The following is a 21,644-nucleotide window of genomic DNA, read 5'->3' on the forward strand; positions in this document are numbered from 1 at the left end:
TGCGGGGCTGGACGAGGTCGGGGCGGAGTGCCTCCGTTGAATTGCCGAGGTAGCCTATTACTACTGATTGTGTAGTAGATGGATTGCAGTGGGGGGACCACGATGTTCGACGACGCCTTACCTGTGAGTTCGTCCCAGGCCGACATCTGGATTGCCCAGCAGTTCATGCCCGACGTGCCCTTCACCATTGCGTATTACGTCGACATCGTCGGTGCCGTCGACGTCGACGCGTTGGCCGCCTGCGGCAGCAGAGCGCATCGCGAGTTCTCGTCGTCGACCATGCGGATTTTCGAGGTCGACGGCACTCCGATGCAGCGATTCGTGGACGCGGAGACCGAGGCGGTGGTGGTTCTCGACTTCCGTGGACAGGACCGTCCGGAAGAAGCGGCAATGCAGTGGATGAACGACGACTGTCGAACGCCCTTGTCGATCTACGGCCAGCTGGTGCGGCTCCGCGTCCTCCGCGTCGGGGACGATCGCGTGTTCTGGTACACCAGAGCCCACCACATCGCGCTCGACGGCTATGCCTCGATGAAGGTGCTCGAGCGGGCGGCTGCCCTGTATGCCGCGGTGCAGGGCAGCGTCGAGCCGCCCCAGATCGATCCGACGACGCCGGCGGCACTTCTCGCCGAGGACGAGCGCTACCACGCATCCGCCCGCGCGCGGCGCGATCGGGCGCACTGGGAGTCCGCTGATCTGGGCTATGGCGCACCGTGGGGCCGGAGTGCTCAGCCTGCGTCGGTGCCGATCGTCGTCGGGGAGGATCGGTCGATTTCTGTTTCCGCCCCCGGCCACGCCACGTCGACCGTGGTGATCGCGGCATTCGCGGCCTTCCTCGCACGCATGAACGTTGTAGACGACGTCGATCTCTCGCTGCCGGTCTCGGCACGGCCGACGGCACTGCTGCGCGGGGCCGGGTCGTCGTTGTCGCATGTGGTGCCGCTGCGGTTGCCGAGCGTCGGATCGGCGACGGTGAACAACGTGGTGAAGTCGGCCGAGGTCGCAATCGGGGCTGTCCTCCGACACCAGCGCAGCAGACCGCCGGTGTCCGAGAGCGGGAATGCCCTGCACGCAGGGCGTTTCGGTCCGACCATCAACGTGATGATGTTCGCGAACACCGTGGCCGTCGGTGACTTCGACGGCGAGATCAACATTCTGACCACAGGCCCGGTGTCGGATCTTGCCGTCAACATCTATCCCGGTCGAGGCGGTGCTCGTCCGCGCATCGACTTCGAGGCCAACCCTGCCGCCTACACGCCGAGCGACCTTGCGTGCCGCCACGAACGTTTCCTGCACTTTCTCGACCGCTTCGCCGAATCGAGCTGCGGCGATACGGCAGTGGCCGACCTCGACCTATTCCTGCCCGAGGAGCCACGAACGACACCAGCCTCGGTGGGCGCGGCCGTGACCGAGCAGGGATCTCTGAACGAAACGCTGGCCGCGGCAATCGCCAAGTACAGCAACCGAATTGCGATCCAGGATGCGGCCTTCTCGATCACCTACGGAGAATTGGCCGCACGAGTCGCCGCACTCGCATCCGTCTTGAGTGCCCGAGGAATCGGTACCGAGGACCGGGTCGCCGTGCGCATCGGCCGATCCGTGGAGGGGGTCGTCGCGTTCTGGGCCATCGCACGAGTGGGTGCGGTGTATGTTCCGGTCGACCCGAATCACCCCCTCGAGCGGGCACAGTTCGTGGTGCGGGACAGCGGAGCGGTGTTGGGCCTGTGCACGGGCGGGGGCGAGTTCGGTGACGGGGAGTGGCTGAACCTCGATGACGTTCTCGCGGAGGGTGACCCGGGTGACGAAGCCGCGCCGACGGCACCACACCACGCGGCGTACGTCATCTACACCTCCGGCTCCACCGGCACCCCCAAAGGCGTGGTTGTCACCCACGATGGCATTGCCGCGTTGGTGCAACAGATCAGGAGCAGCTATCACCTCGATGTCGACTCACGAGTCTGTCACCTCGCCTCGCCTGGATTCGACACCGCCATCGTCGAGGTGCTGGCCGCAGCAACCGCGGGCGCGGCAGTGGTGATTGCGCCGGCAGGTAGTTACGCGGGCGCTGAACTGTCGGACCTGATTGCGCAGCAGACAATTACGCATCTGTTCATCACGCCCTCGGTGCTGGCGACGCTGGATCCCGCAGCACTGTCGGGTGTCGGGACCATCATCATCGGCGGTGAGGCGGCACCGCAGGACACGGTGGACCGCTGGTCGGTGGGTCACCGACTGTTCAACGCCTACGGCCCCACCGAGACGACCTGCAGTGTCACGATGACCGCGCCACTGACTTTGGGTAGCGCGGACGGAATCGGTCGAGCCATGGTGGGGGCGGTGATTCACCTTCTCGATCGCACGCTGCGGCCCGTTCCGTCGGGGGCAGTCGGCGACATCTACATCGAGACGCCCGGTGTCGCACGCGGATATCTCGGTCGGACCGCGGATACAGCTGCGCGATTCGTTGCGAACCCGTTCGGCAGCAATGGGAGTCGGATGTTCCGCAGCGGAGATCGGGCGCGGCTGCGCGGTGATGGCACGCTCGAGTTCCTCGGCCGCACCGACGATCAAATCAAGATCCGGGGAAATCGCGTCGAGCTGGGCGAGGTCGACGCCGCGCTGCGGGCGTATCCGGACGTCGCAGCGGCATCATCGGCTTTGCGCCGCAGTCGAGCTGGGGACCTGCGTATCGACGGGTACGTCGTTGCCGCACTCACCGAACATGTGCTCGACACCGAGGATATCCGCAGGGATCTCGCCGGGCGATTGCCTGCCCACATGGTGCCGGCGACCCTCACAGTCCTCAAGGAGATTCCGCTGACGATCAATCGAAAGGTCGACCGCGGTGCCCTTCCTGTTCCGAGGCTGACCACTCCGACGACCGGTACTCCGATCGAGCCGTCCGGTGTCACCGAGGAGATGGTGGCGGCAGTGTTCGCGCGCGTGCTCGGAATAAACGGCATCGATTGCGCCGCTTCGTTCTTCGACCTCGGCGGCGACTCGCTGGCGGCGACCAGAGTGGTCGCATCGGTGCGGGCCGAGGCCTCGGTGGACATCGGAGTGCGAGACCTCGCCGGTGCCCCCTCCGTTCAGGCCTTGGCTACATGTATCGATGAGCGTCGTCTGGTTGGGCGGCAGCAGAATTCGCGTCCCGAACGTGGAATGTCGGAGGGCGTAGTCGCTATCCCGCTCGCGCCGCAGCAACGCCACATCGATCGAAGCGCACGGCTTCCGCTGTACAACCTGCCGTTCACGGTCACGATTTCCGGGGAGTTCCACGCAGCAGCAGCCTTACAGGCGATGACCGATCTGATCGATCGGCACAGCACGTTGCGGACGCGCTATCCGGATGTCGACGGGGTTCCGGTGCAGGCAGTCGAGCCCGATTCGTTTAGGGCGGTACCGAATCTCGATGTTGTGGACTTCGATGACGCCGCAGTGGTGCAGACTCTCGAGCACCCCTTCGACGTGCGCACCGAGTTCCCCATCCGAGCTCGACTGTTCGCAGTAGCACCCGATCGCCACGTGCTCGCGTGCGCCGTGCACCACAGTGCAGTGGACGGCTGGTCGCTCGGGTTGTTGGCGTCGGATTTCGTCATGGCGTATCACGCCAGAATTGCCGGCACCGCGCCGTCGTGGCCTGAATTACCCTTGCAGTACGCCGATTACAGCGTCTGGGCTGCGGACCGCGACGCGTCGGCCGACCTCGACTTCTGGCGCGCGGAATTGGCGGACATACGCAGCTCGAGGAACGTGCCGTTGGACCGCCCTCGTACGCGTGACTGGGACTTCTCCGGCGCTCGCACGTCGCTTCGGTTCGACGCAGCCACCACCGAGAGAATGACCGATCTGGCACAGCGTTGCGGGACCGGACGATTCACCGTTCTCCGCGCAGCACTGTTGATTCTGCTCGCGCAGACGACGGAATCCACCGACATCGTCATCGGAACCCCGGTAGCCGGTCGCGACGACCCGAGACTCGAGCAACTCGTCGGAACATTTACCAACACCGTCGCGATCCGGACGAACATCGCGGCCGCATCGACCGTCGAGGACGTCGTGCGGTCGGCCCGAGCGAGTGAATTACGGGCCTTCGACCACGCGTCGGTGCCGTTCGAGGATGTCGTCGCCGATCTCGCTGCGGACTCGGCGGATGGGCGGCACCCGATCTTTCAGGTGGCGCTGTCGTTGGATGTCTTTGCGACCCAGACCCTCACTACGGGGGACGTGCGCTTCGAGATCACGCCGCGGCCGATCGACATCGCCAAGTGTGACCTTCATTTTCACGTCACCGAACATCGAGACGGCGAAGGGAAGACAGGAGTGGAGCCCGCGGAACGACCCAGGGGCGCTATCTGTACGGACATCGATATCGTCTATCCCACAGCATTGTTCGACGCGAATACCGTTGTGGCACTGGGGCGGCGTCTCGAGCAGATCGTGCATGCGATGGTCGCAGAACCCCACTCGGAGTGGCGAGCTCTGGCAGCACTCGAACCGTCGACGCAACTACTACATGGTGTGTAGCATGTGCGGTGCGTGAGGCGCACGCGACTTCGAAGCCAGCGGGAGAACGCATGCCCACCTTCAACGGTCTACCGGCCCACATTCTGCTCGTTCACTTCATCGTGGTCCTGGCACCGCTCACCGCGATCCTCGCTATCGCCGCCAGCATCTGGACCGGTGTGCGCAGCAGGCTCGTGTGGCTCATCGCAGCCCTGGCGGCGTTCACGCTGGTGCTGACTCCGCTGACGACCGAGGCGGGCGAGTGGCTCGAGAAGCGCGTACCCAAGACCGAGGCGGTCGAACAGCACACCGAGATCGGTGACTGGATGATCTACTTCTCCGTCGGTCTGGTCGTCGTCGCCGCAGCACTGGTGTTCCTGCATCTGCGGGAGCGTCGCGGCAACGCGCCGGTTCGGTGGCAGTCGATTGCGGTGGTGGTCTTGGCCGTGGTGATCGGAGCGACCACAATCGTCCAGGTGTACAGAATCGGTGAGTCCGGCGCTCGCGCCGCGTGGGACGACGTATCGGCGACGGCCGGCGATGAGTGAGCCCGAGCCGAGCCTGCACGAGCACGAACCGCACGGAGATCTGTCCGGTCGACTGAACTGGCTACGGGCCGGGGTCCTCGGTGCGAACGACGGCATCGTGTCCACCGCCGGTCTGGTCGTCGGTGTCGCCGCCGCCACCACCGACCGAGGATCGCTGCTGACTGCCGGTCTCGCGGGTCTCGTTGCGGGGGCCGTATCCATGGCACTCGGTGAGTACGTCTCGGTGAGCACGCAGCGTGATGCCGAGCGTTCGTTGCTGATCAAAGAGCGCCGGGAGTTGGAAGAACAACCCGAGCAGGAATTGGCCGAGCTCGCGGCTCTGTACGAGGCCAAGGGGCTCTCGGCCGACACCGCGCAGACCGTCGCACGCGAACTCACCGAACACGATCCGTTTGCCGCGCACGTGGACGTCGAATTGGGAATCGACCCGGATGCGCTGACGAATCCGTGGCAGGCGGCCGGGTCGTCGGCGGTGTCGTTCGTCAGTGGCGCGCTTCTGCCGCTACTGTCCATCCTGCTGTTTTCCGCGTCGCTGCGCGTCCCGGTGACATTCGTCGTGGTACTGGTTGCTCTGGCCCTGACCGGCAGTATCAGCGCACGTCTCGGCGGTGCGCCCGCTCGGCCGGCAGTGAGCCGGGTAGTCATCGGTGGTGCAATCGCGATGGCTGTCACCTATGCGATCGGCCAACTCGCGGGCGTCGCGGGTATCTGAGATCAGCGGAAAATCGAGGTGGCGGCTTCTCCGGTTTCGGGTGCCACCACATCTTGGACGACGTCGAACAACGCCACCGAGATGACGGTGAATGCGAGGACGAGAACCAGCCCGGCGGCGAGGATTCCGCGGTCGGGACGGTGCCGTGGTGGTTCGCTGAGGGCCTGCACTCGGCGCACGACGTCGCCCCCGGTACTGGCGAGAGCGCGGGTTCCATGGTCGAGGTGGGCCCGCAGCAAAGCAGTTCTGGCTATGGCAGACAACGTATCTCGACGGCCCAGAGCGGCCGCGTTCTCGTCTGCTTGACGCTCCGCGGCATGTCGTACCGTGGCGGACAGCGGCCTGAGAATCGGATCGATCAGGGCCCCGATCTCGCACATCTGGATCCACACGCTGTGACGGTGCCGCAGGTGAGCGCGCTCGTGCTCGATCACCGCGCGTAATTCGTTGTCCGACAAAGCTTCCACGAGGCCGGTCGTGATCACGACGGTACCTCCGCCGGTGGGGACGGCAAAGGCGTCGGGAACGTCGGAGTCGACCACAACGATGCCGCCTGTCGCTCGCGCCTCGTCACCGAATTCGGATGCGATGGACGTGCTGACCACAACGCGTCGAACATGGCGCGCCACCTCGACCGTGCGCCAGAACATCAACGCGCAGAGGATAATTCCCAGCAGCACCCACACAATCTGAGCCGACGCCAGAAGAACCGCGGCCAGCGCGGCCAGGGACGCGGCGACCGCGAACGCGGTGACCATCGACAGGATGGGGAGCAGAACGACTGCGGTCGACGGGTTGAGTCGGCGGTCGATGTGGGCTGCTCCGAATCCCAGCAGCAGCGACAGCACCCACGGCAGCACGGCCACGATCAGGAGCAGGGTCATCGATGCTGCTCGGCTGCGTCAGATTTGGCGAGTAGCTCTCGCAGCGTGGCCTCGTCCTCGGGGTCGAGTGCGGCCACGAAGTTGGCCAGCACGTCCGCACGTTCGGCTCTCGCGCCGAGCTCGGTACGCATCCGCATCGCGGCCCGCAGTGCGGGGATCTCATCGACCGGGGCATTGAGGGTGTAGACGAAGGAACGCCCGCGCCGCTCGCGATCGACGAGGCCTTTGCCGTGCAAGCGCACCAGCGCTGTCATGACAGTGGTGTGAGCGAGCTCCGAACCCAGATGCTCGCGCGCCTGGGCCACCGAGAGTTCCGTGTGCTCGCCGAGCAGCTCGAGGATCGACTCCTCCAACTGTCCGGACGCTCTACGCACTGCGATTCCTCACTCGAGTCGGGTACTTCGAGGATAGGCCAGTTCGATGTCCCTTCACTATCCCGCGGCCTCGAGAATATCGGTCAACGCGTCGATCAAGGCAACCGTGCGCGGTGACGGCGGTCGGCCCTGCATGGTGTGAATCTCGGCGCGACGCTGGGCAAACACCGGATGCACGAGCGGGATGTAGGTCAGGCCCAGTTTACGATCGCCGCCGAGGTCGCTGACAAGCGCGACGCCATCGCTCGATCGTGCGAACTCCAGAATCGGGGCCAGCCGCTCGCACTGCAGGCCTACGTGCGGCGACAGACCTTCCAGCCGCACACCCGCGTCGAACAGTTCGCGTTGACTCGAACCGGTGGTCGACAGCGCAAGAGGATAGGCACAGATGTCGGTCAGGTCGACGCTTTCTCGGTCGGTCAGGGGGTGGCCGGGCGCGACGACGGCGCAGATGGGCACCGTGATGGAGTGTTCGACCGTCACGTCGGTGCGGCGACCGAGCGAGAAGGTGACCGCGACGTCCGCTCGGGCGTCGACTACCCGTCGACTGGCCTCCTCTCGCCCCACCACATCCAAGGTGAACGTGACGGACGGGTGAGTCCGGTGGACCGACGCCATGGCCCGTGGAACCACGGACTGCGAGAACCCCTCGGTACAGGCAACGGTGACGGTTCCGTGCTCGGTGGCGTCGACGCTGCGTATTTCGGCGAGAAGGGTCGAGGACTCCACTTCGTGTCGGCGTGCGTGGGCGAGGAGGCGATGGCCGGCTTCGGTGAGCGTCATTCCTCGGGCGTGGCGCGCGAAGAGCGGCACTCCGACGTCGCGTTCGAGCTTGGCGATCTGCCTACTGACTGCTGACGGAGCCAAGTGTTGCGCCGCGGCCGCCTCGGTGACGGACCCGGTTCGGGCTACTTCGCAGAAGTACGTGAGCGCGGAGGGCATCAAATGCAACGAGATCGCTCCTTCTTTCACAGCACGGTCACAGCGGTGACACGTGATCGTCACCGAGCCTCTCCGGGTCCGAGCGTTGCTTTTGAGGCAACGCAGGGAGCGCCAATCGGCAATGGTGTAGACGGTATCGGGCTCGCTACTGTCAGGCGAACACCAGGCCGACGGCGAGGGAGATTCGATGAAACGCGAGCATGTGATCGCGCAGGCCCAGGACTTCTACGATTCGGGCCAGTTCCACCGCGAACTGTCCGAGCTCGTGTCCGTTCCGTCGGAGAGTCAGTCGGCGGCCGGGCGGGTTGCGTTGTCGGCATATCTCCAGGACCTTCTGGTGCCGCGGCTCGAGGCGCTCGGGTGTGCGGTCGAGACGCACCCCAACCCGGTTGGGGACGGTGGTCCCTTTCTGATCGCCACCCGTCACGAGAGCCCCGACTTGCCGACCGTGCTCTGTTACGGCCACGCCGATGTGGTTCTGGGTATGGCCGAGGACTGGTCGGACGGTCTGTCGCCGTGGACTCTCGTAGAACGGGACGGACGGCTCTACGGCCGAGGAACCGCCGACAACAAGGGCCAGCATCTGGTGAACCTCGCCGCACTGCGGACCGTTCTCGATGCCCGCGGCTCGTTGGGGTTCAATCTGACGCTCCTGTTCGAGACGGGGGAGGAGATCGGATCACCCGGGCTCGAGCAATTCGCGTCCGACCACCGCGAAGAACTCATCGCCGACGTGCTGATCGCCTCGGACGGGCCACGTCTCGATGCCCAGACGCCGACTCTGTTTCTCGGTGCCCGCGGGGGAGTGGACTTCGATCTCGTCGTCGACCTGCGTGAGCGCGGCTACCACTCGGGCAACTGGGGTGGACTGCTCCGCAACCCGGCAACCACCCTGGCCGGTGCCATCGGAACGCTCGTCGACGGCCACGGCCGCATTCTGTTGGACAGCCTGGTGCCCAATCAGATTCCGGAGTCCATCGTCGAGGCCCTGCGAGACGTGGAGGTCGGCCGTACCCCGGGCGATCCGGTTGTCGACTCCGGCTGGTCGGCTACCGAATTGTCGCCCGCCGAGCGGGTTTTCGGATGGAACACCCTCGAAGTGATCGCCATGAGCGCAGGCAACATCGCCGAACCGGTCAATGCGATCCCCGGCCAGGCGCGAGCGCGGCTGCAACTGCGGTACGTCGTGGGTACCGACCTCGACGATCTGGACGCGCGGCTACGACGCCACCTCGATGCGCACGGCTACTCGATGGTCTCCGTCGAACTCGGCATCTCGTTTCCCGCCAGCCGAACGGACCCGAACGATGGCTGGGTCCGCACGGTCGCGCGGTCGGTCGAGCGCACAGTCGGATCTCCGGTGACTGTGCTGCCCAACATCGGTGGGTCCCTGCCCAACCACGTGTTCACCGACACTCTCGGCATTCCGACGGTTTGGATGCCGCACTCCTACCCGGGATGCCGTCAGCACGCACCCGACGAGCACATGCTCGCTTCCATCGCTCGTGAAGGTCTCGCGATGGCCGCCGGCCTGTTTTACGACATCGGCAATGTCGCCGGTGGTCACAACACACCGCTCGAATCCGCCAGCGCCTCGCGCTCCTGAACATCACCGGAGAATCCGACATGTCCACTGCACACGTCCATCGAACCCCCGATCGTGACGGCGCGGGTGAAGCCGTTGTGTCCGTGAAGAATCCGGTCCGTGCCATCGCGGCCGCCACCATCGGCAACGCACTCGAATGGTTCGACATCGCCATCTATGCGCTGTTCGCCATTTACATCGGCCAGAACTTCTTTCCTTCGGCCGACCCCGGCGTGCAGCTGGTTCAGACGTTTGCAGTGTTCGGAGTCTCGTATCTGATTCGTCCCCTCGGCGGACTGATCCGCGGGTCCTACGCAGACCGGAAAGGGCGAAAGAAGGCTCTGGTGATGAGCATTCGCCTGATGGTGCTCGGTACCGCGTTGATCGCCTTCATGCCCAACTACGACGACATCGGCATCCTCGCGCCCATCGGAATCATCGTGGCGCGCCTGATTCAGGGTTTCGCTGCAGGCGGCGAATTCGGCGCGGCCACATCCTTTCTCGTCGAACAGAATGGCAAACGTCGCGGATTCTTCGGCAGCTTCCAGTTCGCCAGCCAGGGGCTGGCAACGCTGATGGCGGCCTCGTTCGCAGCCGGACTGACCGCGGTGTTGTCCGAGGCCAGCATGGTGGACTGGGGTTGGCGCGTCCCCTTCATCTTCGGGCTCATGGTGGGCCCGGTGGGGTGGTTCATTCGCCGGCACGTCGACGAATCACCGGCTGTGGTCGCCACGTCGGACGTGCCGAAATCGCCTGTGCGCGATCTGTTCAAGAACCAATGGGGAGGAATCCTCATTGCCGGCGGTGTGCTGGTGGTGTCCACCGCGCTCAACTTCATTCTGCAATACCTGCCGACCTTCGGCATCAAGCAACTGGGACTGAACAACTCGCTGTCGTTCGTCGCACTGATGATCACCGGTGTGATCCTGACGGTGGTGACGCCGTTCGTCGGTCAGTTGTCCGACAAGGTCGGCCGTATCAAGATCATGTTGCCGTCGGCAATTGCGATCGGCGTGAGCGTCGTTCCGCTGTTCATGTGGCTCATCGCGGTGCCGTCGTTCCTCACGCTCGCTCTCGTCATGACCATTCTGGGTTTACTGAAAGCGCTCTACTTCGGCGCGCTGCCGTCGGTGATGTCCGACGCGTTCCCGGTCCATTCGCGGGCCACCGGACTGTCGTTCGGATACAACGTCACCACGGCGATCTTCGGTGGATTCACCCCGACGATCGCGGCCGCTCTGGTTGCCGCGACCGGACAAGCAGTGTCCCCGGGCTACTACATCCTCGCGGTGTCCCTGGTCAGTATTGCTGCGCTCATCGGCGCAGTGCGGATCCGCGGAATTCGATAGCTTACGAATACCTAGCGGTCGGCACGGATATGTAATACGGTTGACTCACCAGCCCACCACCTCGAGGACCAGCGATGAGCGTCGAAGCCAATACTCGCGCGATAGAGAAGACTGTCGTCACCGACTTCAGTGACCGCATGAGCTACGGCTCGTACCTGGACCTCGACACGTTGCTCAGCGCCCAGAAGCCGGTGAGCACCCCGGAGCATCACGACGAACTGCTGTTCATCATTCAGCACCAGACCACCGAGCTGTGGCTCAAGCTGGTGCTGCACGAGACGCTGGCCGCGCGTGCGGCTCTGGATGCCGACGACATCGGCACCGCGCTCAAGTGTGTGGCCCGGGTCAAGCACATTCAGAAGACACTGACCGAGCAGTGGTCGGTGCTGGCCACGCTCACCCCGACGGAGTACTCCCAGTTCCGTGACTTCCTCGGCAACTCCTCGGGTTTCCAGTCGTATCAGTACCGGGCCGTGGAGTTCGTGCTGGGCAACAAGAATGCGGGCATGTTGAAGGTCTTCGAGTCGGATCCTGCTGCTCACGAACAGCTTTCGACTCTGCTGCACGAACCGAGCCTGTACGACGCCTTCTGGCAATCGTTGGCGCGGCAGGGGTACGACGTACCGGCATCGGCCCTCGACCGTGATGTCACGACGGCATACACGTTCAACGAGGACCTGATGCCGCTGATCAAGTTCGTCTACGAGAATCACACCGAACATTGGGCGGTGTATGAGGCATTCGAGGAGCTCGTCGACTTGGAGGAGAACTTTCAGCTCTGGCGCTTCCGTCACATGCGTACGGTGCTGCGCACCATCGGAATGAAGAGCGGAACCGGAGGGTCGAGCGGCGTCGGATTTCTGCAGAAGGCACTCGAACTCACGTTTTTTCCCGAATTGCTCGCTGTCAGAACGGACATCGGACGATGATGGAACGTGCACTCGAGCTCGACGAGAAGGATTCGCTCCGGAGCTATCGCGACAAGTTCCTCGGTAGTGACGACCCGTCGATCACCGCGTATCTCGACGGCAACTCGCTGGGCCGGCCCACCAGGGCAAGCGTCCAACGGATCAACGCCTTCATGACCGACGCGTGGGGCGGACGCCTCATCCGCGGCTGGGACGAGCAGTGGTTCGACCTGCCCATCACCATCGGCGACGCCCTGGCCGACGCCACCCTGGGTGCAGCGCCCGGCCAGACCACCATCGGCGATTCGACGACGGTGTTGCTGTACAAGCTGGCGCGGGCGGCGATCGCCATGCGACCGGGCCGCACCGAGATCGTCATCGACCGTGACAACTTCCCCACCGATCGCTATCTGCTCGAAGGTATTGCGGCAGAGTCGAACATGACGCTGCGGTGGATCGAGACGGACCGCCGCGGTGGCGTCACACCGGAACAACTCGCCGAGGTGGTGGGGGAGAACACCGCCTTGGTGGTGATCACTCACGTTGCCTACCGGTCGGGCGTCCTCGTCGACGTGGCCGAGACGACGCGCATCACGCACGCAGCCGGAGCGCTGATGCTGCTGGATGTGTGCCACTCCGTCGGGTCGGTACCGCTCGAACTCGATTCCTGGGGAGTGGATCTGGCCGTCGGATGTACGTACAAGTACCTCAACGGAGGACCCGGATCACCGGCCTTCGCGTACGTGCGCAGTGATCTGCAGGGCGATTTCGTCCAACCGATCTGGGGCTGGATGGGTCGCGCCGATCCCTTCGAGATGGCACAGGGCTACGTTCCCGCACAGGGTATTCGACGCGTCATCAGTGGCACACCATCGGTGTTCGGCATGATCGCGATGCAGGACACCATCGAGATGATCGCCGAGGTGGGAATGGACGCGATACGCGCGAAGTCCGTTGCGTTGACCGAATACGCCCTCGAGCTCGTTCGCGAGATGCTGGTTCCGCTCGGGGTGGAGATCGCCTCACCCGAGGACTCGAATCGACGCGGCGGTCACGTCACCATCGACCATCCCGAGTTCAAGGCGATCACCGCTCACCTGTGGGAGAAGGGTGTCATCCCGGATTACCGCGCGCCGCAGGGTATTCGCCTGGGATTGAGCCCGTTGAGTACCTCGTACCGAGAGGTGTATCTGGGAATCGTGGCCATCCGTGACGAACTCCGCGCCTAGCACTGCCGGGGCCATCCTCGACGACTTCGACTCTCGACCGGGAAGCGCCACCTCCTTGGTGCGTACCGTGCTCGGGGCTTACGTCCGCCCTCTCGGAGGTTGGTTCGCCATCGCCGATTTTGTCGTCTGGATGGACGCGCTCGGGGTGCCACCGGAGAGCACGCGCATCGCGGTGGCCAGGTTGAAGAAGAAGGGCGTCGTCGAATCGAGTAATCGTGACGGCCGCACCGGCTATCGCATCACCGAGCAGGCCGACGCGATGTTCGCGCGCGGCGACGGTCGGATCTTCGGGTTCCGGCGGATGGCCGACGGCGATCCGTTTCGGCTCATCTCGTTCACCATCCCCGAGACCCAACGCGCCGCGCGCCACCAACTGAGGCGTCGACTCACCGGAATAGGATGCGGCACAGTCTCACCCGGTCTGTGGATCGCACCCGAATATCTCGCGGACGAGGCCGGTGCCATCGTCGACGCGTTGGAGCTCTCGCCCTACGTGACGACGTTCGTCGCCTCCGAGGTCGCGGCGCCGACCACGCTGCGTGAGAGCGCCGCGCAGTGGTGGGATCTGGCCGGCATCGCCGATCGGCATCGAGCATTCTTGGCCGCCTACGACTCCGAGGTCCCGGCCGGGGACCCCCGCGACGCGTTCGTCACTTTCGTGCCGTTGCTCGACGAATGGCGCGTCATTCCCTACGTCGACCCTGGTCTTCCGCCGTCCATGACACCGGAAGACTGGCCGGGCACCCGGGCCGTCGCCACGTTCGAGACGGCCCGGGAGCGCTACTTCGACCTCAGTATGGAATGGGTCGCGTCCTAGCCATCCTGGTACGACGGCTCGCGCTTCTTGATGTAGGAGATGACGCGGTACGTGATCGGCATGACGATGACCTCGGCCAGCGTCTTCCACAGGAATCCGACGATGACGTAGTTGATGAAGTCGGTCCAGGTGCTGATGCCGATGACTCCGGCGGCGATGGAGCAGAAGATCAGCGTGTCGAAGAATTCGCCGACGATGGTGGACCCGATCAGTCGCGCCCACAGGTGCTTTTCCTTGGTGCGTTCCTTGATCTTGACCAGGACGACGGAGTTGAGGAGCTGCCCGACGGTATAGCCGGCGAGACCGGCGAGGACCAGTCGGGGGACGACGCCGACGACGCTCTCGAGGGCGGCCTGGTTCTCGTAGAACGAGGCGGCGGGGAGTTCGATGGCGATCCAGAAGCACACGGAGGTGAGCAGCAGGGAGCCGAAACCGAGATAGATCGCGCGGCGCGTGGCCTTGAAGCCGTAGACCTCGCTGAGTACGTCGCCGAGGATGTAGGCGAGGGGGAACAGAAAGAATGCGCCGTCGGTATTGATCGGCAGGATTTGGAACGGTCCGAGCATGACGTCGGACGAGGCGAAGAAGGCGACACCTTTGCTGGCGGCCACGTTCGAGATCAGCAGCGTCGCCACGAAGAGCGCGACGATGGGGGCGTAGTAACCCTTGCTGATGTGAGCGAACGTGGCCTGCCCAGACTCGGTGCCGCCGTCGGGGGCGGTGTGTTCGGTAGTAGTCACCTCTGGATCCAAGCACCGAGACGACGATGGGCGCGAATCCCGAGGTGAGGGATGCGCGCCCATCGAGGCGGATTACAGGTCAGGCGACGCGGCCACGCACCGTGACGCGGTAAGCGTAGGTACCGGCGATGATCGTGATCGGAATGGTCACCAGCAGACCGAGGCCGACGGGGATCGCACCGACGATGTTGAGGCCGACCAGGGCGAGGGCGAGCACGAAGAGGGTTCCGCCGTTCGACGCGATTGCCTGCGCGCTCGCCTTGATTGCAGGAATCGGCTCGTCACCGCGGTCGATGACGAACTGGAAGGTCCACCACGTGAAGAACGTGATGACGATGCCGGGGATGATCAGCAGGATGTAGCCGATGCCGGTTGCAATGCCGACGAGGATGCCGGCGATGATGACGGACGCGACGTTGCCGAACTGGAAAAAGGACCCGAATGCGGGCTTGATTCCGTCGACCTCGTGCAGTGCGCCGCGAACGAGTGCCGCCTGGATGAGGAGTGCGACGACTCCTATGACGACACTGAAGATCAGGCTGAGAAAGAAGCTGTTGGAGCTCAACACGTAGTTCAGTACGCCCTGGATGATTGCGGCGATCAGGACGATGCCGATCCAGACGAGTGCGTTCTGCTTGAACTTCTCGAAGCCGTAGCCGATGGCCGTTCCCACGGACAGCTGCGTCGGCATCGGTGCCTCACCGAACGCCGGAGGCGGTGGGTAACTGCCCTGTGGGGGAGGCGGGTATCCACCGGGTGGTGGGTAGCCGCCTTGCTGGGGGTAGTCGCCGGGAGGAGGCGGGTAGTTGCCCTGCGCGGGTGGTGGGTAGTTGCCCGGTGGCGGATAGCCGCCCTGCGGCGGGGGAAACCCGCCGGGGTTCTGTGGATCCTTGTCGGGGTCGTAACCGCCTGAGGTCATGATGTCCTTCTCCCTCGGGATAAGTTTGTCGCGGTCACTGTACGTCCGATTGATCCCGAGTTGGGGCCTGTCGCGTTGCAACGTGATCTCGATCGGCTCGTGGTCAGACGATCGAGGGGTCGAACACCCACGGATCGCGTGGCACCTGCGTCGGCTTCCACCGCTCCAGCAGTTCCTCTGCGTTCTTCGTATTCGGCACACCGAGGGAAGCAGTGATGAGCGCCCACGCATCGGGTCGTTCGCGCAGCGTCACCGCGCCGTCCCGCTTGGCAAGACGCTTGCCTTCGACGTTGAGAGCGAGGGGAACATGGACATAAGTAGCGGGGGTGAGGCCCAGGAGTTGAGCGAGGTAGCCCTGCCGTGGGGCGGAGGTGAGAAGGTCGTCGCCGCGCACGATCTGGTCGACGCCTTGCGCGCCATCGTCGACGACGACGGCAAGGTTGTATGCGGGCACACCGTCGGATCGGCGAAGGACGAAGTCGTCCACCTGCCCTCGGAACAGGCCGTGCAGCTGATCGACGATGGTGAATTGTGTTACCTGCGAACGTAATCGAATGGCAGGTGGGCGGTCCTTCGCTGCTTTTTGGTCTGCGGTGAGATTGCGACAGGTTCCGGGATACGCGCCGTCGGGAGCATGCGGCGCGGATGCGGCCTGGAGGATTTCCCGACGCGTACAGAAACATTCGTACGTCAGCCCGGCGGCGGTGAGCGTGCGAATCGTGGCGTCGTAGATTTCCCGACGCTCGGATTGCCGCATGATCGGTCCGTCCCAGTCGAGTCCGACGGCGGCGAGGTCGTCGAGTTGACGTTGCTCGGAGCCGGCTTTCACGCGATCGAGGTCTTCCACGCGCATCACGAAACGTCTCTCGGTGGAGCGGGCGAAGAGCCAGGCCAGTAATGCGGTTCGCAGATTCCCGAGATGGAGATCGCCGGAGGGACTGGGGGCGAAACGTCCGGCGGGCATGGGGACAACTCTAGGTCGCGTGCTGCAGTAGTTGCTCGAGGTGGAGCAGTGACGTCGCCTCGAGGTCCGGTGCGGTGAAGTGCTGTGGGTAGGCGGTGCCGGTTCGGTTGATCCAGGCCGTGGACAGTCCGGCACGGTGGGCACCGTCGATGTCCCACGGGTGGACGGCGACGAGCATGGCCTCGTGGGGTTCGACGCCGCACCGATCGAGCGCGTATCGGTACGACTGTGCGGCGGGCTTCCATGCCCCGGCTTGGTCGACGGACAGCAGCATCTCTGTGTGTTCCAGTACTCCGGCACCTTCGAGCAGTTTTCGAGCGACGCCGACCGCGCCGTTGCTCAGGGTGATCAACCGGATGTCGAGCGCAGTCAGTGCTTTGATGCCGTCCGCTACGTCGGGATGTACGTCCAGGCCCATGAAACCGCCCATGATGTGCTCGACGGCATCGTCGATCCCTCGATCCAGCGTCTTGGGCGGCAGCATCACTGCAAGCAGCCCGGATGCGACGTCCGCGAATGGCCGCGCCGCGCCAGCGGCGGTCAGGGCGAATCCGTCACGCAGGACACTCGCGAACCACAGCGATGCAAGTTCGGCGGGGGCTCCCACGTCGGTGAAGCGATGCGACAACGGAGACATGTCGGACAGCGTTTCGTTGACATCGAAGACGATGACGCGTGGTCGACGCAGTGCAGGCGACTCGTTCGGGTTGTCGGGATCGTTCACGAACTGAGCTCCTTGTGGTGGTTCTCTTTTCCTCGGGCAACGACGAGGCTCACCCGACCGTATCGACATTCTCTTCATCGCGAGTGGACCAGCAATTGCGCAAGCCGCTGCCGTTGCCAGTGACGGGTTCGGAGACCGCCGGGTGCTGTAGGACGCCCGCTGCAGTTGGCTAGGCAGCGCAGTCAGGAGTTGGCAGGTGTGTCTTGACTGAACTTGTTCTGCCAACGGCCATCTCGTTGGAACCAGAGCGAGCTGACGAACATCGCCTCGCCCGCGCTGCGATGAGGCCGGAGGTAGTCAGCGCGATAGCAGAGCATCGCCGCATCCCCAGAAACTTCGATCAGTTTCGCTTCCGAGATCGAGTAGGACGCGATGCTGGGCCCGTCAGCTAGTTGGTTTGCGTGGTCCGCCCTATTGGCGAAACCGGTGGGATACACGCCGACGAAGTCGGCAGACAGCAGTTCGAGATCGGCGTCTGCGTCGCCGTTGGCCAGCGCGTCCCAGACGCGAGACTCGAGATCGATGAAAAACTGGACTTCGAGATCGTGCATCGGGTCAGTATCGCAGCGTGCTCCGGCGGGTGTAGGCGGTCTTGACTTCCGAAGGATGTGGCTCATCCGTGGACGGCGATGACGCCACTGCTTCAGGATCTATCGACTCGAGCCGTTCGCGGCGGCCACATCCAGGTTCGAGTCGGGACTGTGAGCCCTCGCCTGGCAGAGCCGAATTCATGAACGAACTCGTCTGCGTTGCCTTCAGTGTATCGCCGGGGTGGGGGCTTGCGGCAAGACCCCGTCGAGCATGCACACTCTTCCGGCTACCGACACGGAGGAGTTTCTATGGCAGACATGGCCGATACACCGGAGCGTTTTCGAGTGCACGAATCCGGTGCTTACTTTCATGGCACCAAGGCTGATCTCGAGGCCGGTGATTTTCTGGTCCCGGGCTATTGCTCCAATTACCGTCCCGAGCACATCTCGAACTACATCTACATGACCAAGGTGCTGGACGGTGCCGTGCTCGCGGCGGAGATGGCCGTCGGCGAGGGGGATCCGCGGGTCTACATCGTGAAGCCGACCGGCAGTGTGGAGGACGACCCGAACGTGACGGACAAGAAGTTTCCCGGCAACCCGACGCACTCGTATCGCAGCGCAGAACCGGTGCGGATAGTCGAGGAGACGACCGACTGGGTCGGACATTCGCCCGAATACCTGCAGCGTTTCCGAGACGGTCTCGAGAAGTTGAGACAGACGGGCACGGCGGTTCTCTACGACTAGGCGACACCGACCGGTGAGTTTTCGCTCGGACCGAGGTCCACACGAGCATGACGACACAGACAGTTTCCGTTCCCGGTGCAACCCTGACCTATGACGTGATCGGCGAGCTCGAGCCCGGAGTCACACCCCTGTTGCTCATCGGCTCGCCGATGGATGCGGGTGGGTTCGGCACGTTGGCATCGCACTTCCGCGACCGGGTGGTCGTCACGTACGACCCCAGAAATGTCGGACGTAGTCGCCGAGACGACACGACCGCCGCGGTCACCTTCGGCGAACATGCCGACGACCTGCATGCAGTGCTCACCGCCGTCGGCCACGGGCCTGTCGATGTGTTCGCTTCGAGCGGGGGTGCGGTGAATGCGCTGGTGCTCGTAGGCAAGTACCCGTCCGATATTCGGACGTTGGTGGCTCACGAACCACCCGCCGGAGGCACTTTGCCGGACCGCGAGAACATCGCGACAGTGTGCGCGAACATGGTGGCAACCTACGACGCTCACGGCCGCGGGCCGGCAATGGCCGAATTCATGTCGCTGCTCATGCACGCAGGACCCATCGACGACGCGTTCTTCGCACGCCCGGCATCGGACCCGGCGCAGTTCGGCCTCCCGACCGAGGACGACGGAACCCGAGACGACGCACTGATGTCCAACATGCGCGGGGGCGGAGTGGACTTCGCACCGGACGTCGATGCGTTGCGTGCAGCACCTACGACGGTGGTGATCGGCGTAGGGGAAGAATCCGGCGGTTCCGAGGACGGTCACATCGCTGCTCGCGCAGCGTATTCGACTGCGGCGCTGCTCGGATTGGAGCCGACCATCTTTCCCGGCGGCCACTCGGGATTCCTCGGCGGCGAATTCGGTCAGACCGGAAAGCCGACAGAATTTGCCGAGACTCTGCGAAAGGCATTGGGCTGAATAAGGTTTCGGCACACCGAAAACCACTATCGAACCAGGAGTAATCATGGGCCTCATCACGTTGGAGCTGTTCGCCACCCTCGACCTCGTCGCACAATCACCCGGAAGCCCCGAAGAAGATCCCGAGAATTTCCCCTACGGTGGCTGGCAGGCTCCTCTGCTCGACCAGGTCTCCGGGGCGCAAGTTGTCGCCGCATACGAGGGCACGGATGCGCTCTTGCTCGGTCGGCGCACCTATGACATCTTCGCTGCGTACTGGCCGAACCAAAATGATTCGTTTGCAACGTTGTTCAACGCGATCCCCAAATACGTGGCCTCGCGTGGCACACCCGATCTGCTGTGGGACGGTTCGACCCAACTCGGACCGAATCTGGTCGATGCGGTGCGTGAGATCCGAGAGAGACACGACAACATCAAGGTCGTCGGAAGTCTCGATCTGGTACAGACTCTGTTGCGCGAGAAGCTCTTCGATCGACTCGACCTATGGGTGCATCCCATCGTTCTCGGGGCGGGAAAAAGGGTGTTCGCCGACGGAACCGTGCCCAGCAACCTGACGCTGCTCGAGCCACCGGCCGTCGGCGGGAAGGGCACCGTCTACCTGCGTTACGGCCTGGACGCCGGAACCCCGGAAGTCGGCAACATGGACGACGTGCGAGGCGGCTGATCCGGCCGACACATCACTTCTTCTGTCGTCGGCTACCTGCGTGCCAGTCCTGTTGCACTCCTGCCTCGTCCCCCTGAACCCCCAGCGCCTTCAGCTGGGGGAGCTCACGCAGGCTGCGCTTCATCTCGGCGAAGCCGGGGAATCGAGCGAGGCCGATCACGTTGTCCCACAGAGCTACTGCCTCCTCGTCGCTGGGGAGTCGGCTGATCACCGGACCGAAGAACGCGACGCCGTCCGGCGGCTCGAAGGCGATGATGGGCGTGCCGACGTCCTTTCCGGTGAGCGAGAGAGCGTGATCGGTTTCGGCTTGGATCTCGTCGTCGAGAGACGAATCATCCAGTGCTGCAGTGTGATGGGTGGGCAACCCGAGTTCTTCCAGGATCGGCCCCAGGAATTCTGCGGTGCCGCGATGTCCGTGGCTCGCAGCGTCGTCGGGCACCACCTCGGTGTCGAAGATGTGCGTTCCGAGGGCGTCGTACAGCGGCCCGATCGCGGCCGACCCGTGCTCACGACGAACAGAGGCGGCGGCCCGCAACAGTCGTAGACCTGCGGTGTGGCCGGCCTCGTACTCGGGTGGAAAGTGCGCGTCGTAGTCGATGTGGGAATTGAGCAGGCGCAGCGAGATGAACCGCCAGTCGACGGTGTAGTCGCGCTGGGCTTGGACCTTGCGGACCCACTTGCTGGTCATCCAGGCGAACGGGCACACCGGATCGAAATAGAAATCGATATCGGCCATCGAGTGGACGCTCCTTCTCGGGACGGAAGTTCTGTCCACTCGACGGTATACGCCGCCTCCCGGAGCAATCAGCGGGCCGCCTGCGCCGGTATCACCGAGACGGCAGGCCGGGGCAGGTTCCACCGACTGCACCCCTCACCCAGCGCAGCGTCCACAGCGCGCACGACGGACGTCAGGTACGGGACGGAGTAGTTCATCCACTCCTCGGTCGATCCGCCGCTCAGAATGATGCGGTGCACCGGCGACCCGCACGTCGTGGACACGCACGTGCGGCGCAGCGCTTCCTCGGCGGCCGAAGCCCATTCGGCCGGGTCGCCGGAGTTGCTGACGTCGCTGTGGAGGCCGACCACCTGCACTCGGTGACCGCAGAGTGCTGCCGGCGCATCGCTGTCGAGGTAGACGTATTTGGTTCGTTGCGCGCACTGTGTCAATCGAGCGATCTGCGGCTCCGTACCGACGACAAAACGGAACACCCCGCGGTGCACGGCACTGCGGATGCCGTCGGTGCCGGCCCCGCATCGAAACACTATGTGGTTCGGTCGAATCCCGCTGAGCTGCGCACGATCGAGCTCGTCGTCATCGTGCGCGAGGACGGTGACACCGGAGTTCCGTACCCAGGTGGCCAGAGCTCGGTCGCCGAGCTCGGCCGCGCGGATACCGAAGCCGACCCCTGGAATGACCCGACGCATGAGGTGAATCGAATTGTGCAGTTGTGTCGAGTAATCGGGCGCTTCGAGCGAGAGTGTCATGCACTCAGATATACGCCCGCGCGAACCGCTCGGGCGGTTCGTTGACGGAGTTTTGATGCGACGTACCGAGATTCTTACGGCGTGCAGATGGTCGAGGCGCATC

Annotated in this window: 21 protein-coding genes; 11 read left to right on the plus strand and 10 right to left on the minus strand. The window is 64.1% G+C overall.

What is annotated here, in order from left to right; all coding sequences use genetic code 11:
• Positions 1-123 precede the first annotated feature (123 nt).
• From BH93_RS03575 to BH93_RS03585, 3 genes are read left to right on the plus strand one after another with little or no spacing between them, the layout of a single operon-like run.
• Complete coding sequence (locus BH93_RS03575; RefSeq protein WP_242459112.1) at positions 124-4,527, plus strand: amino acid adenylation domain-containing protein; 4,404 nt, start codon at positions 124-126, stop codon at positions 4,525-4,527.
• A 50-nt stretch (positions 4,528-4,577) separates the two neighbouring features.
• Complete coding sequence (locus BH93_RS03580; RefSeq protein ID WP_037175839.1) at positions 4,578-5,054, plus strand: DUF2231 domain-containing protein; 477 nt, start codon at positions 4,578-4,580, stop codon at positions 5,052-5,054.
• On the plus strand, positions 5,047-5,766 hold the full coding sequence (locus BH93_RS03585) for a VIT1/CCC1 transporter family protein (RefSeq protein WP_037175841.1): 720 nt from the start codon (positions 5,047-5,049) through the stop codon (positions 5,764-5,766). Before BH93_RS03580 ends, BH93_RS03585 begins: the two co-directional genes overlap by 8 nt.
• Positions 5,767-5,768: 2 nt before the next feature.
• On the opposite strand, the gene BH93_RS03590 is transcribed toward BH93_RS03585, so the two are convergent.
• Genes BH93_RS03590 through BH93_RS03600 form a run of 3 tightly spaced genes read right to left on the minus strand, consistent with a single transcriptional unit; the run spans position 5,769 to position 7,966 of the window.
• On the minus strand, positions 5,769-6,650 hold the full coding sequence (locus BH93_RS03590; RefSeq protein WP_037175842.1) for a M56 family metallopeptidase: 882 nt from the start codon (positions 6,648-6,650) through the stop codon (positions 5,769-5,771).
• The gene (locus BH93_RS03595) at positions 6,647-7,024 is read right to left on the minus strand and encodes a BlaI/MecI/CopY family transcriptional regulator (protein WP_032379946.1); all 378 of its coding nucleotides are present in this window, start codon (positions 7,022-7,024) and stop codon (positions 6,647-6,649) included. The genes BH93_RS03590 and BH93_RS03595 overlap by 4 nt, the downstream gene beginning before the upstream one ends.
• Before the next feature lie 57 nt (positions 7,025-7,081).
• Positions 7,082-7,966, minus strand: coding sequence for a LysR family transcriptional regulator (locus tag BH93_RS03600; RefSeq protein WP_242459207.1), 885 nt, complete (start codon positions 7,964-7,966; stop codon positions 7,082-7,084).
• Between the two features lie 187 nt (positions 7,967-8,153).
• On the opposite strand from BH93_RS03600, the gene BH93_RS03605 reads away from it, so the two are divergent.
• The 5 genes from BH93_RS03605 (at position 8,154) to BH93_RS03625 (ending at position 13,854) form a co-directional block, all read left to right on the plus strand.
• The gene (locus BH93_RS03605) at positions 8,154-9,572 is read left to right on the plus strand and encodes a M20 family metallopeptidase (protein ID WP_052065503.1); all 1,419 of its coding nucleotides are present in this window, start codon (positions 8,154-8,156) and stop codon (positions 9,570-9,572) included.
• A 20-nt stretch (positions 9,573-9,592) separates the two neighbouring features.
• A complete protein-coding gene (locus BH93_RS03610; protein ID WP_052065506.1) occupies positions 9,593-10,900 on the plus strand; it encodes an MFS transporter in 1,308 nt (435 codons plus the stop codon).
• Positions 10,901-10,974: 74 nt separating this feature from the next.
• Positions 10,975-11,829: a tryptophan 2,3-dioxygenase gene (kynA, locus tag BH93_RS03615; protein ID WP_037175844.1), complete on the plus strand. Its 855-nt coding sequence runs from the start codon at positions 10,975-10,977 to the stop codon at positions 11,827-11,829.
• Positions 11,829-13,037 (plus strand): kynureninase, encoded by a 1,209-nt coding sequence (gene kynU / locus BH93_RS03620; protein WP_037175845.1) that lies wholly within the window; start codon positions 11,829-11,831, stop codon positions 13,035-13,037. The genes kynA and kynU overlap by 1 nt, the downstream gene beginning before the upstream one ends.
• Positions 13,018-13,854, plus strand: a complete 837-nt coding sequence (locus BH93_RS03625; RefSeq protein ID WP_037175848.1) for a PaaX family transcriptional regulator — start codon at positions 13,018-13,020, stop codon at positions 13,852-13,854. Before kynU ends, BH93_RS03625 begins: the two co-directional genes overlap by 20 nt.
• On the opposite strand, the gene BH93_RS03630 is transcribed toward BH93_RS03625, so the two are convergent.
• From BH93_RS03630 to BH93_RS03650, 5 genes are all read right to left on the minus strand, one after another.
• A complete protein-coding gene (locus BH93_RS03630) occupies positions 13,851-14,594 on the minus strand; it encodes a queuosine precursor transporter (RefSeq protein WP_032379950.1) in 744 nt (247 codons plus the stop codon). The genes BH93_RS03625 and BH93_RS03630 overlap by 4 nt on opposite strands.
• A gap of 79 nt (positions 14,595-14,673) precedes the next feature.
• Positions 14,674-15,513 carry a hypothetical protein gene (locus BH93_RS03635; protein WP_080739170.1) on the minus strand — a complete coding sequence of 280 codons (840 nt, stop codon included), beginning with the start codon at positions 15,511-15,513 and terminating at the stop codon, positions 14,674-14,676.
• 103 nt (positions 15,514-15,616) lie between these two features.
• A complete protein-coding gene (gene gluQRS / locus BH93_RS03640; protein ID WP_037175851.1) occupies positions 15,617-16,477 on the minus strand; it encodes a tRNA glutamyl-Q(34) synthetase GluQRS in 861 nt (286 codons plus the stop codon).
• Positions 16,478-16,487: 10 nt separating this feature from the next.
• Positions 16,488-17,201 carry a haloacid dehalogenase type II gene (locus BH93_RS03645; RefSeq protein WP_052065508.1) on the minus strand — a complete coding sequence of 238 codons (714 nt, stop codon included), beginning with the start codon at positions 17,199-17,201 and terminating at the stop codon, positions 16,488-16,490.
• Between the two features lie 182 nt (positions 17,202-17,383).
• Complete coding sequence (locus BH93_RS03650) at positions 17,384-17,752, minus strand: nuclear transport factor 2 family protein (protein ID WP_037175853.1); 369 nt, start codon at positions 17,750-17,752, stop codon at positions 17,384-17,386.
• A gap of 297 nt (positions 17,753-18,049) precedes the next feature.
• Between BH93_RS03650 and arr the strand changes: the two genes are divergently transcribed.
• The 3 genes from arr to BH93_RS03665 are packed head-to-tail and all read left to right on the plus strand — an operon-like array spanning position 18,050 to position 20,056.
• Positions 18,050-18,478, plus strand: coding sequence for an NAD(+)--rifampin ADP-ribosyltransferase (arr, locus tag BH93_RS03655; RefSeq protein ID WP_037176895.1), 429 nt, complete (start codon positions 18,050-18,052; stop codon positions 18,476-18,478).
• A gap of 47 nt (positions 18,479-18,525) precedes the next feature.
• A complete protein-coding gene (locus BH93_RS03660) occupies positions 18,526-19,392 on the plus strand; it encodes an alpha/beta fold hydrolase (RefSeq protein WP_037175854.1) in 867 nt (288 codons plus the stop codon).
• A 46-nt stretch (positions 19,393-19,438) separates the two neighbouring features.
• Positions 19,439-20,056: a dihydrofolate reductase family protein gene (locus tag BH93_RS03665; RefSeq protein WP_037175855.1), complete on the plus strand. Its 618-nt coding sequence runs from the start codon at positions 19,439-19,441 to the stop codon at positions 20,054-20,056.
• Positions 20,057-20,069: 13 nt separating this feature from the next.
• On the opposite strand, the gene BH93_RS03670 is transcribed toward BH93_RS03665, so the two are convergent.
• Together BH93_RS03670 and BH93_RS03675 are read right to left on the minus strand one after the other, a co-directional pair.
• Positions 20,070-20,792: a mycothiol-dependent nitroreductase Rv2466c family protein gene (locus BH93_RS03670; RefSeq protein ID WP_037175857.1), complete on the minus strand. Its 723-nt coding sequence runs from the start codon at positions 20,790-20,792 to the stop codon at positions 20,070-20,072.
• Positions 20,793-20,860: 68 nt separating this feature from the next.
• Entirely contained in the window at positions 20,861-21,541 is a 681-nt protein-coding gene (locus BH93_RS03675) for a hypothetical protein (RefSeq protein WP_037175859.1), read from the minus strand.
• Positions 21,542-21,644: the final 103 nt, after the last annotated feature.

Source organism: Rhodococcoides fascians A25f (genome assembly GCF_000760935.2).
Classification (GTDB): Bacteria; Actinomycetota; Actinomycetes; order Mycobacteriales; family Mycobacteriaceae; genus Rhodococcoides.